At 74.0% G+C, this 11774-nt stretch carries 8 protein-coding genes; 4 read left to right on the top strand and 4 right to left on the bottom strand.

Annotated features, from left to right (window positions below; translation table 11 throughout):
• Window position 1: 1 nt before the first annotated feature.
• The 4 genes from AB0G74_RS12445 to rsmH all read right to left on the bottom strand — a co-directional run bounded on the left by AB0G74_RS12445 (window position 2) and on the right by rsmH (window position 5558).
• Complete coding sequence (locus AB0G74_RS12445; protein WP_361144169.1) at window positions 2-1687, bottom strand: UDP-N-acetylmuramoyl-L-alanyl-D-glutamate--2,6-diaminopimelate ligase; 1686 nt, start codon at window positions 1685-1687, stop codon at window positions 2-4.
• 65 nt (window positions 1688-1752) lie between these two features.
• Complete coding sequence (locus AB0G74_RS12440) at window positions 1753-3756, bottom strand: penicillin-binding protein 2 (RefSeq protein WP_361144085.1); 2004 nt, start codon at window positions 3754-3756, stop codon at window positions 1753-1755.
• A gap of 4 nt (window positions 3757-3760) precedes the next feature.
• Window positions 3761-4291 carry a cell division protein FtsL gene (locus tag AB0G74_RS12435; RefSeq protein WP_361144166.1) on the bottom strand — a complete coding sequence of 177 codons (531 nt, stop codon included), beginning with the start codon at window positions 4289-4291 and terminating at the stop codon, window positions 3761-3763.
• A gap of 301 nt (window positions 4292-4592) precedes the next feature.
• On the bottom strand, window positions 4593-5558 hold the full coding sequence (gene rsmH, locus AB0G74_RS12430) for a 16S rRNA (cytosine(1402)-N(4))-methyltransferase RsmH (protein WP_361144082.1): 966 nt from the start codon (window positions 5556-5558) through the stop codon (window positions 4593-4595).
• Between the two features lie 408 nt (window positions 5559-5966).
• On the opposite strand from rsmH, the gene AB0G74_RS12425 reads away from it, so the two are divergent.
• The 4 genes from AB0G74_RS12425 to AB0G74_RS12410 all read left to right on the top strand — a co-directional run bounded on the left by AB0G74_RS12425 (window position 5967) and on the right by AB0G74_RS12410 (window position 11741).
• Window positions 5967-6509, top strand: a complete 543-nt coding sequence (locus tag AB0G74_RS12425; RefSeq protein ID WP_361144079.1) for a carbonic anhydrase — start codon at window positions 5967-5969, stop codon at window positions 6507-6509.
• A gap of 338 nt (window positions 6510-6847) precedes the next feature.
• Window positions 6848-7891 (top strand): MoxR family ATPase, encoded by a 1044-nt coding sequence (locus AB0G74_RS12420; RefSeq protein ID WP_361144076.1) that lies wholly within the window; start codon window positions 6848-6850, stop codon window positions 7889-7891.
• A complete protein-coding gene (locus tag AB0G74_RS12415; RefSeq protein WP_361144074.1) occupies window positions 7891-9327 on the top strand; it encodes a DUF58 domain-containing protein in 1437 nt (478 codons plus the stop codon). Before AB0G74_RS12420 ends, AB0G74_RS12415 begins: the two co-directional genes overlap by 1 nt.
• On the top strand, window positions 9324-11741 hold the full coding sequence (locus AB0G74_RS12410) for a DUF3488 and transglutaminase-like domain-containing protein (RefSeq protein WP_361144071.1): 2418 nt from the start codon (window positions 9324-9326) through the stop codon (window positions 11739-11741). The genes AB0G74_RS12415 and AB0G74_RS12410 overlap by 4 nt, the downstream gene beginning before the upstream one ends.
• Window positions 11742-11774: the final 33 nt, after the last annotated feature.

The raw sequence follows: 11774 nt of genomic DNA, 5'->3' as shown, positions 1-11774 counted from the left end.
GTCATCCCCGGGAGTTCTCGGGCGTGGTGGCGCGGATGGCGTCGGCCAGGACACGGCGGTCGTCGAAGGGGCGGACGACTCCGGCGACGTCCTGGCCCTGTTCGTGGCCCTTTCCGGCGACCAGGACGGTGTCGCCGGGTTCGGCGCGGGCGACGGCGGCGGCGATGGCGGCGGCCCGGTCCTCCTCGACGAGTACCCGGCCGCGTTCGTGGGCCGGGACGGAGGCGGCTCCGGTGAGCATGGTGGCGAGGATCGCCAGCGGGTCCTCGGAGCGGGGGTTGTCGGAGGTCAGTACGGCGGTGTCGGCGAGCCGGGCCGCAGCGGCGCCCATCGGGCCGCGTTTGGTGACATCGCGGTCGCCGCCGCAGCCGAGGACGATGTGCAGCCTGCCCTCGGTGACCTTCCGCAGGGACCTGAGCACCGATTCGACGGCGTCGGTCTTGTGGGCGTAGTCGACGACGGCGAGATACGGCTGGCCCGCGTCGACCCGCTCCAGCCGGCCCGGGACACCGGGGACGGCGGCGACGCCGTCGGCGGCGGTGGCCGGGTCGATTCCGGCGGTGGCGAGGGTGACCACGGCGGCAAGGCTGTTGGCGACGTTGAACGCGCCGGGCAGCGGGGACGCGGCCGGGATCCGCCGCCCGTCGGGGGCGACGACGGTGAAGGTGGAGCCCATGGAGCCCAGTTCGACGTCTTCGGCGCGCCAGTCGGCGTCCGGGTCGCCCTCGGCGGAGAAGGTGGTGACCGGGACGGTCGCCTCACCGGCCAGCCTGCGGCCCCATTCGTCGTCCAGGTTGACCACGGCCCGGCGGCTGCGGGCGGGGGTGAACAGGCCCGCCTTCGCCCGGTAGTAGTCCTCCATGTCGGTGTGGAACTCCATGTGCTCCGGGCTGAGGTTGTTGAAGACGGCGACGTCGAAGACGCAGCCGTCGACCCGGCCCAGGACGAGGGCGTGGCTGGAGACCTCCATGGCGACCGCGTCGACACCGCGTTCGCGCATCACCGCGAAGAGGGCCTGGAGGTCGGTGGCCTCGGGGGTGGTCCGCTCGGATTTGACGCTCTCGCCGCCGATCCGGGTCTCGACCGTGCCGACCAGTCCGGCCGGGCGGCCCGCGGCCCGCAGACCGCCCTCGATCAGATAGACCGAGGTGGTCTTGCCGGAGGTGCCGGTGACGCCGATCTGGAGGAGCCCTTCGCCCGGGTGGCCGTAGATCTCGGCGGCCAGCGCGCCCATCCGGGCCCGGGGGGCGTCCACCACGAGGGCGGGCAGTCCCGCGGCGGCGGCGCGCTCGGCGCCCGCCGGGTCGGTGAGGACGGCGGCGGCGCCGAGCTTGGCGGCCTGGTCGGCGAAGTCGGCGCCGTGGAGCCGGGCGCCGGGCAGGGCCGCGTACAGATCCCCGGGGCGTACGGCACGGGAGTCGTGCGTGATGCCGGTGACCAGGACCGGTTCCGGGGTGTTCGGGGCGCTCACCCCCAACAGGGCCGCCAGCTCCGCGAGGGGCGTCGGGTGGGGCCGGTCCGGACGGGGCGCTCCCGGCTGCGACGGCGGGGCGGCTGCGGACTGCGGGGTGTTTCCGTACTGATCAGGGTGGGGCACGGCGGTGAGCGTACCGGGCTCGGTGCGCGCGGGGCCAAAAGAGGCCGGTCCCGGGTCGTGGTTCCCGGGTTCGGGGGTGATCGTCGTCACTGGTGGCACGGGGGTTGTCCTCGGGGCTCGGTGGTCCGGCGGCCGGTGGCGCCGGGTCGTTCGGGTCAGTCGCCCGGCCGGAAGGTGACGGGCAGCCCGGCGGGCTCGTCACCGGTCGGCGGGACCTGGAGGGTCTTCAGGGCGAATGTCATGACCTTCTGGTAGACGGGGCCGCAGATCTGGCCGCCGAAGTAGCTGCCCTTGGTCGGGTTCTGGATGGCGCAGTAGACGGTGACGCGGGGCTTGTCGGAGGGGGCGAATCCGGCGAAGGAGGAGGTGTAGCCGCGGTAGCGGCCCAGCTCCGGGTCGACCCGGTTGGCGGTGCCGGTCTTGCCCGCGACCCGGTAGCCGGGGATCCGGGCCTTGGTACCGGTGCCCTCCTCGTTGCCGACGACGGATTCCAGCATCTGGGCCAGGGTGGTGGCCGTCCGCTCGCTCACGACCCGGGTCTTCCGGGGCGCGGGCGCGGCGGTGAAGCGTCCGTCGGGGCCCTTGGCGCCCCGGACGAGGGTGGGTTCGATCCGTACGCCGCCGTTGGCGACGGTGGAGTAGACCGAGGCGGCCTGGAGGGCGTTGAGGGAGAGTCCCTGGCCGAAGGGGATCGTGTACTGCTGGGACGTGGACCAGTCGGCGGGCGCGGCGAGGATGCCGGGGGTCTCGCCCGGATAGCCGAGGCCGGTGGGCCGTCCGAGGCCGAACTTCCGCAGATAGCCGTGGAGCACCCGGTTCGCCTCCGCCTGGGTCTTCCCCAGCTGTCCGGTGGCCAGGATGGTGCCGATGTTGCTGGACTTGGCGAGGACTCCGTTGAGCGTCAGGTACCAGGTGGGGTGGTCGATGTCGTCCTTGAAGAGCCGGTCGCCCCGGTGCAGCCGGTTGGGCACCACCACATGGGTGTCGGGGGTGGCCGCGCCCTCCTCCAGAACGGCGGCCATGGAGATCACCTTGGCGGTGGAGCCGGGTTCGAAGGCGTCCTGGACGGCGGCGTTGCCGAGTCCGGCGGCGTCGGCGCGGGCGATGTCGTTGGGGTCGAAGCCGGGGGCGTTGGCCATGGCCAGGATCTCGCCGGACCGGGTGTCCTGCACGATCACATAGCCCCGGTCGGCCTTGGACTTCTCGACCTGGTCGCCGATCGCCTTCTGGGCGGCCCACTGGATGTCCCGGTCGATGGTCAGCTCGATGTCGGAGCCGGGGACGGCCGGGGTCTCCCGGGTGCCGCCCGCGGTGGGCACCCGGCGTCCGCCGGACTGGGCGTAGGTGATCTCGCCGTCCTCACCGGCGAGCTGCCGGTCGAGCATGGACTCGATACCGCCGCCGCCCCGGCCCTCGGCGTTGACATAGCCCAGTATCCCGGCGGCGAGTTCGCCGTTCGGGTAGACGCGTCGGCTGCTGCGCTCCTGGAAGACCCCGGCCAGCACGCTGACGCCGGGCCCGCCCTTCACCTTGTCCTCGCGCGCCTTCTCGGCGAAGACGCCCTTGAGGTCCTTGATCTGGTTCCAGACCTGGGGGGTCTGGCGGCGGGCCAGGACTGTGTAGCGGGACTTGGGGGTCCGCAGCTTCTTCACCAGGTCCGGTACGGGGACTTTGAGGATGGGTGCGAGGAGCGCGGCGGCCTGCTCGGGCGCGTCGCCGATCTCGCTCTCCTCGCGGGTGAAGAGTTTCGGGTCGGCGGTGATGTCGTACGCGTCGACGCTGGTGGCCAGGGCGATCCCGGTCCGGTCGGTGATCTCGCCGCGCTCGGCGGCCAGCTCGACGCTGAGGTAGCGGCTCTTCTCGGCCTTGGCCGCGTACGCCTCGGCGTCCACGGCCTGGACCTGGAGGAGCCGGACCACGAAGGCCAGCATGACCAGGGTCAGTCCGAAGCCGACCAGCCGGAGCCGGGGGCGGGGGGAGCCCAGCCGCAGGGCGCGGGGGCCCCGCGGTCCCCCGGGGCCGCCGGTGCGGCGGGGCGCGGGGCGGGACGGCCGGGGCCTCGGGGACCTGGGGGCCGGTCCCGGGACCCGGTTGCGGGAGGGCGCGGCGTCCCGGTCGCGCCCGTCGCGGCGCGGGCGTGGTTCCTGGTGGGAAGGCACTGCGTCACCTGCCGGGGGGCGTCGGGGTCGGCTGTACGGGGGCGCCCGGAGGCGGCGGTACCGGGGTGCCGGGCGAGGCGGCGGGGGTGCCGGGCGGGGTGGTGCCGGGTCCGGCGGACGGGGCGGGAGCGGCGGGGCCGGAGAGTGTGGCGGGCGGACCGGCGGCGCCCGCGGGCGAGGGGCCGCCGGCGGTGTTCGAGGGCTCCGGGTCGGGCGGCGGGGCGGAGGCCCGCTCGGGGACGCCCTTGACCGTGCCGTCGGGGTCGATGAAGGCAGGGCCGCCGCCGGGGACCATACCGAGTTCCCCGGCCCGCTTCTCCAGCGCGTCGGGGGCCGAGCGGGCGTCCACGTCCCGTTGCAGGGCCTGCTGTTCGTCGGTGAGTTCGGTGGTCTCGCGTTTCAGCTCGCTCAGTTCGAACGAGCCCTCGTTGAGGGACGAGTTCAGCAGCAGCAGGGTGATCAGACCGCCGCCGAGGAGGACCACGACGAGCAGGACGAAGGGGGTCCGGGCGGCGGTGCTGGGACCGGCGGGCATCAGCCGGGCGAGTCTCGCCGCACGTCCCTTGAGCTGCTTGCCGGCTGTGCTCACCGTGGCCTCCCGCCTGCCGTGCTCCGTGTCTCGGCGGACGGCCGTCGGCCGTCCGCGGGGTGCCCGGGTCCGCCGCCGGGGCCGGGCCGGGCCGCCGCGGGTCCGGTGGGTCCCGGCGCTCCGGCGGGATCCGGCCGCCGGAGCGGGCCGGGTCCCGGGACTCCGGTCCCCTTCGGGGATCCCCGGAACCGGACGTCACCCGGGCCGGGGCGTCGGCCGCCCGGTCCGGGGCCGTACCGGATACGACTCACCGCGCGTCCTCACGGATGCGTTCCGCTCCCCTCAGACGCGCGGGCGCCGCCCGGCGGTTCTCGGCCACCTCTTCCTCGGTCGGCAGTTCGGCGCCCCGGGTCAGCAGCCGCAACCGCGGCTGGTACTCCTCGGGCACCACCGGCAGGCCGGGCGGAGCGGTGGTGGCGGCGCCCGCCGCCAGGACCTGCTTGACCAGACGGTCCTCCAGGGACTGATACGAGAGCACCGCGATCCGGCCGCCGACCGCGAGCGCCGCCACCGCGGCCGGGACCGCCCGCTCCAGCACGCTCAGCTCGCCGTTGACCTCGATCCGCAGTGCCTGGAAGGTCCGCTTGGCCGGATTCCCGCCGGTCCGCTTGGCCGCCTGGGGCAGCGCGTCACGGATCAGCTGGACCAGCCGGGCGCTGGTGGTGAAGGGCTCCCGCTCCCGCTCGCGGACGACCGCGGAGACGATCCGCTTGGCCTGCTTCTCCTCGCCGTACATCCGCAGGATCCGGACCAGCTCGCCCGGCGGATAGGTATTGAGGACCTCGGCGGCGGAGACCCCGGTCGTCTGGTCCATCCGCATGTCGAGCGGGGCGTCCTGGGCGTAGGCGAATCCCCGGTCGGCCTCGTCGAGCTGCATCGACGACACACCCAGATCGAACAGGACGCCCTGGACCCGGGGGACGCCGAGCCGGTCGAGGACCTCGGGCAGTTCGTCGTAGACGGCGTGGACCAGGGTCGCGCGGTCGCCGAACGGGGCGAGCCGTTCCGCCGAGAGCCGCAGCGCCTCCGGGTCGCGGTCCAGGGCGATCAGCCGTACGCCCGGGAACCGGGTCAGCAGCGCCTCGCTGTGTCCGCCGAGACCGAGGGTGCAGTCCACGACATGGGTCGTGGCGCCGTCCGGCGCTTCGAGGGCGGGGGCCAACAGGTCCAGGCACCGCTGGAGCATCACCGGGACGTGTCGGGTCTGGCTCAAGGGGCCCTCTCAGGTCCGGCGCGGGGCTGGTGCGACCGGCGAGCGGTAAGGAAGGCCGAGCCGTGCGCAGACCGCACACGCGGGGGAAACAGTGCTGGATACGGTACGGATGGGGAAGGGGTACAGGCCCCGGGGACCGTGGTCCCCCGGCGGTCCACGGTCCGCCGGGCGCGCGTACGGCGGGGCGGATCAATGGACTGCGCGTCACTCTAGTCCACGGCCGATCGCGGTCAATCAACCGGTGGACGGCGTGGCGCCGGGCCCGCGGAGCCACCGGGCGCGCTTCCGGTTCGCCCGCCCGGACGACGGTACGTCCCCACTGTGGGTTACCTCACAACAAGCTCCGTTGATGTTCTTTGTCCCTTCCACGACGCGCCCGGGGCCCGGCCTGCCGTTACCGTCGGCGGTATGACGACTTCCGCGCACCCCGCCCCCGGCCCGTCGGAGACCGGAACCGAGGTCACCGACCGGCTCGTCCGGGCGAACGAGCGCTATGCCGCCGACTTCGAGGACCCCGGGATGGACGCCCGTCCCGTACTGCGGGTGGCGGTCGTCGCCTGCATGGACGCCCGGCTCGACCTGCATGCCGCGCTCGGCCTCGAACTGGGCGACTGCCACACCATCCGCAACGCCGGCGGCGTCGTCACCGAGGACGTCATCCGCTCCCTCACCATCAGCCAGCGGGCCCTGGGCACCCGGAGCGTCATCCTGATCCACCACACCGGCTGCGGTCTGGAGTCGCTGACCGAGGACTTCCGGCACGAGCTGGAGGACGAGGTCGGACAGCGCCCGCCGTGGGCCGTGGAGGCGTTCCGCGACGTCGACCAGGACGTCCGGCAGTCGATGCGCCGGGTGCGCACCTCCCCCTTCCTGCTGCACAAGGACGATGTGCGCGGCTTCGTCTTCGACGTCAAGAGCGGTCTGCTGCGGGAGATCGAGGCGCCCCAGTAGGGGATTCCGCCCTCCGCCCCGCTCTCCGCTCCGCCCTCCGCCGACACCCCTCGATCCGGCCCCCGCGGCCGGTTCACCACCGTGATGAGGGGTGTCGGAACCTTTCGCCGGTGGAGAACGTGTGAGGGGTGTGCGCGTGTCCTGCCGGACGCCACGGGAAAACCCGGCCAACCCGGCAAAACCCATGCGGTTGTCCACAGGCGAGTGACACGGCGCGCCGACGACAACAAGAATGCTGCTGTGGCACCCCCCGGGGAACGGGCCGGGGACGGGTGCCTGTTTCGGGGTGGGCCGGGCGTTGTGTCCCCGGTCCGAATGAACGGGCCGAGGAGGGCCGGGTGACGACCTATGACGATCGAGCAGGTCTCACGGATCTGACCACCGCTGTGGACCGGGTCCGCAGATCGGTCGAGAGTGTGATCGAGGGGAAGCCCGAGGTGGTGCGGCTCTCGCTGACCGTCCTGCTGGCCGAGGGGCATCTGCTCATCGAGGACGTGCCGGGCGTGGGCAAGACGATGCTCTCGAAGGCTCTGGCGCGCTCGCTCGACTGCTCGGTACGACGGATCCAGTTCACACCGGATCTGCTGCCGTCCGACATCACGGGCGTCTCCATATTCGACCAGCAGCAGCGCGACTTCGAGTTCAAGCCCGGCGCGATCTTCGCCCAGTTCGTGATCGGCGACGAGATCAACCGGGCTTCGCCGAAGACCCAGTCGGCGCTGCTGGAGTCGATGGAGGAGCGGCAGGTCACGGTCGACGGGGTGACGTACGAACTGCCCGCCCCCTTCATGGTGGTCGCCACCCAGAACCCGGTGGAGATGGAGGGCACGTACCCGCTGCCGGAGGCCCAGCGCGACCGGTTCATGGCCCGGGTTTCCATCGGCTATCCGAGTGCGGACGCCGAGCTGCGGATGCTGGGGGTCCACGGCGGGGTCTCCCCGCTGGACGACCTCCAGCCGGTGGCGCACGCCCATGACGTGATCAAGCTGATCGAGACCGTGCGCCAGGTACATGTCGCCGAGTCGGTCCAGCGGTACGCGGTGGAGCTGGTCTCCGCCACCCGCGGCCATCCCGATCTGCGGCTGGGGGCGTCCCCCCGGGCGACCCTGCATCTGCTGCGCGCGGCCAAGGCGGAGGCCGCGCTCAACGGCCGGGACTACGCCCTGCCGGACGACGTCCAGGCACTGGTGGTGCAGGTGCTGGCGCACCGGCTGCTGCCGACGGCCCAGGCCCAGCTCAACCGCCGTACGGCCGAGCAGGTCGTGCTGGAGATCCTGCAGCGGACCCCGGTCCCGACCGCCGACGGCGCCCGGGCCGCCTACGGTTCGGCCGGCCGGGCCGCGCCGCTCTACGGCCAGCGGCCCGGCGACCGGCGGCTGTGATGTCCGACGGGCCCCCCGTCGCGGGGGACGGCCGGGGGCCGGGCGACGACGGCAGCGGCCCCGGCCCGGCCCCGGCCGACCGGGGCAAGGGGGCGGTACGGATCGCCCTGTCCGGGCTCACCACCCGCGGCCGGTCCTTCGTCGCCGCCGGGCTCGCGGCCGGTGTCTGCGCCTATGTCCTGGGCCAGGAGGACCTGCTGCGGGTCGGACTGCTGCTCGCCGTACTGCCGCTGATCGCGGCGGCCGTGCTCTACCGCACGCGCTACCGGGTCGCGGGCAGCCGGCGGCTCTCCCCGTCCCGGGTGGTGGCCGGGGAGGAGGCCCGGGTACAGCTGCGGATGGAGAACGTCTCGCGGCTGCCGACCGGTCTGCTGATGCTCCAGGACCATGTGCCCTACGTACTGGGGCCCCGCCCCCGGTTCGTACTGGACCGGATGGAGGCGGGCGGGCGGCGCGAGGTGTCGTACCGGGTCCGCTCCGATCTGCGCGGCCGGTATCCGCTCGGCCCGCTCCAGCTCCGGCTGACGGACCCGTTCGGCCTCTGCGAACTGACCCGCTCCTTCAGCGCCTTCGACCTGCTGACGGTCGTCCCGCGGACGGAGGAGCTGCCGCCGGTCCGGCTGACGGGCGACGGTTCGGGCCACGGGGACGGCAGGCTGCGGTCCCTCGCGCTCGCCGGTGACGACGACCTCATCCCCCGGCCCTACCGGCACGGGGACGATCTGCGCCGGGTCCACTGGCGCTCCACCGCGCGCTTCGGCGAGTTGATGGTCCGCCGCGAGGAGCAGCCCCGGCGGGCCCGCTGTACGGTCCTGCTCGACACCCGGGCCGTCGCCTACCAGGGCTCGGGCCCCGGTTCGGCCTTCGAGTGGGCGGTCTCCGGCGCGGCGTCCGTACTGACGCATCTGGCGGCGCGGGGGTTCGCGGTCCGGCTGATCACGGACGAGGGCGGGGCGGTCTCGGCCGACTCCGCCACGGCCGGGTTCTCGGCCGCGACCGGGGAGTCGGCCGACTCCGTGGGAGTGCTGATGGATCTGCTCGCGGTCGTGGACCACTCCGAGCGGGAGGGCTGCGAGGCGGCGTACGAGGCGCTGCGGGAGCCCGGGGGCACCGGCGGTGCCCCGGAGGGACTGCTTGTGGCCTTCGTCGGCGATCTCGATCACGAGCAGGCGGCGCTGATGGCGCGGATGCGGCGGCGCAGCGCGACCGCCGTCGTCTTCCTCCTCGACAGCGACGCCTGGCAGACGGGGACCGGCGGGGTGCCGCGGGAGCGGCTGAGGGTGCTGCGGGAAGCGGGCTGGACGGCGCTGGCGGTACCGCCGGGCGCGTCGCTGGCCGGGCTGTGGCAGCACGCGGGACGGGAGCGGGCCGGGTCCGGTGACGTCCCGGGACTCTTCGGGGCCGGACCGGCCATGACGTCTGGGGGTCGGGGATGAGTGGCCGGGGACGGCTGACGCTCTGCGCGTACGCAGCGACGCTGATGGCGGCGAGCGCGATGCTGCCGCTGCTGGACTCGCCGGGCTGGCTGGCGCAGGCGGCGTTCCTGCTGGCGGTCCAGAGCGGCGCGGGGGCGCTGGCGCGGCGGGTTCCGCTGCCGTCGGCGCTGACGATCGGCGTCCAGGCGCTGGCCGCGGCCGTGCTGCTGACCCTGGCGTTCGCCCGGGAGCAGGCGCTGCTGGGGCTGCTCCCGGGGCCCGACGCGGTGAACCGGTTCGGTGAGCTGCTGGGCGCCGGTGGCCAGGACATCGAGCGGTACGCGATACCGGCGCCCGCGTCCGACGGCATTCAGCTGATGCTCGTCGGCGGGGTATTGGTGATCGGTCTGATGGTCGACACGATCGCGGTCACGTTCCGCAGCGCCGCCCCGGCCGGGCTGCCGCTGCTCGCCCTCTACTCGGTGGCGGCCGGGCTGGCCGGGGGCGCCGCGAGCGCGCTGTGGTTCCTGCTCGCCGCCGCCGGTTATCTGCTGCTTCTGCTGGCGGAGGGCCGGGACCGGGTCTCCCGGTGGGGCCGGGTCTTCGCCGGGACCCCGTCGGCCCCGCCGCGCGGGGCGGCCGCCTTCGACCGGGGTGGCGCTCCGCGCGGCGGGGTGCGGACCGGCCGCCGGATCGGGGCGCTGGCCCTTGGCGTCGCGCTCGTCGTGCCCGCCGTGCTCCCCGCGCTCGACGGCGGACTCCTCGGCGACCGGAACAGCGGCGACGGCTCGGGCAACGGCACCATCAACGCGGTCAATCCGATGGTGTCCCTCCAGAACAATCTGAACCAGCCCGGTGAGCGGGAGTGGCTGCGGTACCGGACGAACTCCGACGACACCGGCGGACTGTATCTGCGGATGCTGGCCCTGGACCGGTTCGACGGGTCGCGGTGGCTGACGTCGGAGCGCGAGGTCGAGTCCCTGCCCGACGAGCTGCCCCGGCCGGAGGGGCTGAGTTCATCGGTCCGGGCCGACAAGATCGAGACCAACATCACCGCCGCGGTGACCTTCGAGGACAAGTGGCTGCCGATGCCCTATCCGGCGGCGGGTGTCGAGGTCGAGGGGCGGTGGCGGTTCGAGCCGAAGGGCCGGTCCCTGGTCGGTGACGGCGACCAGACCACCCGGGGCATCGACTACACGGTACGGAGTCTCGCGGTCCGGCCCACGGCGGAGCAGCTGGCGTCGGCACCGCGTCCGTCCTCGACGATCGTCTCGGAGTACACCCGGCTGCCCGCGTCGCTCCCGAAGGTCGTGGAGGACACCGCCCGCCAGATCACCACGGGCGCCGAGAACGACTACGAGGCGGCGGTCCGGATCCAGGACTGGTTCACCACCACCGGCGGCTTCACCTACGACACGGAGGTGAACTCCGGCAGCGGTCCCGGCGCCATCGCCCGTTTCCTGAAGGACAAGGAAGGCTTCTGCGTCCACTTCGCCGCCTCGATGGCCGCCATGGCCCGCACCCTGGGCATTCCGGCCCGGGTCGCGGTCGGTTTCACCCCGGGCACGCCGCGTGGCGGCGGGGTGATGTCGGTGACCAACCGCAATGCCCACGCCTGGCCCGAGCTGTACTTCGAGGGGGTGGGCTGGACCCGGTTCGAGCCGACACCGAGCATCGGCAGCGCCCCCGAGTACACCCGGTCCCAGCTGCCCACCGACAACGCTTCGACGGCCCCGGCGCAGCCCGCGGAGACCGCGACGCGGGCGCCCGCCCCGACGGCCTCGGCCGAGGACACCTGCCCGGCCGACCGGCGGCAGCGGGGCGAGTGCGCGAGCGACGCCCCGGCCGAGACGGTCGCCGCGACCGGGTCCGGCGGACCGCCCTGGCGGCTGATAGCGCTGGTCGCCGCGGTCGTGGTGGTGGCGGCGCTGCCACTGCTGCCGATGGTGTGGCGGGCCCGGGTGCGGGCCCGGCGCCTCTCCTCCCGAGGTCGTACGGACGAGGACACGGCCGCCAGGACCCTGCTCGTCTGGCGGGAGGTGACGGATACGGCGTGGGATCACGGGATCGCGCCCGACGAATCCCTCACGGCCCGCCGGGCGGCCGTCCGGATCGTGCTGCTGGGCCGGCTGGAAGGGGAGGCGGCCGCTGCCGTGCACCGGGTCGCGGACGCGGTGGAGCAGGTGCTGTACGCTCCGTCGCCGCGTCCGGCGACCGGTCTGGTGGACGAGGTGGCCCGGATCCGGGCCGGGCTGGCGGCGGGGGCGGGCCGTGGACCCCGGGTCCGGGCCCGGCTGCTCCCCCGCTCCTCCGTCCGGGTGGTCTGGGCGCTGTCGGCCCGCTGGAACGGGCTCGCCGACCGGGTGACGGGTCGGCTGCGCGCCTGGTCGGGGCGGTTGACGCGGGTGCGGAAGCCGTCCGGGCAGCGCGGCTGACAAAGCCGGAAGATCTGTTGAGAGGGGCCGCCC

Origin of the sequence: Streptomyces sp. NPDC020875, from assembly GCF_040641415.1 — a bacterium.
Classification (GTDB): Bacteria; Actinomycetota; Actinomycetes; order Streptomycetales; family Streptomycetaceae; genus Streptomyces.
Note: the sequence above shows the minus strand (reverse complement) of the source record. Positions and strands in the feature narration are given on the sequence as shown.

What these genes read in the sequence shown, in the direction of transcription:
- AB0G74_RS12435 (WP_361144166.1), bottom strand. Translation starts at nt 4,291, where the DNA reads ATGCCCGCCGGTCCCAGCACCGCCGCCCGGACCCCCTTCGTCCTGCTC.
- AB0G74_RS12425 (WP_361144079.1), top strand. Translation starts at nt 5,967, where the DNA reads ATGACGACTTCCGCGCACCCCGCCCCCGGCCCGTCGGAGACCGGAACC.
- AB0G74_RS12415 (WP_361144074.1), top strand. Translation starts at nt 7,891, where the DNA reads ATGTCCGACGGGCCCCCCGTCGCGGGGGACGGCCGGGGGCCGGGCGAC.
- AB0G74_RS12410 (WP_361144071.1), top strand. Translation starts at nt 9,324, where the DNA reads ATGAGTGGCCGGGGACGGCTGACGCTCTGCGCGTACGCAGCGACGCTG.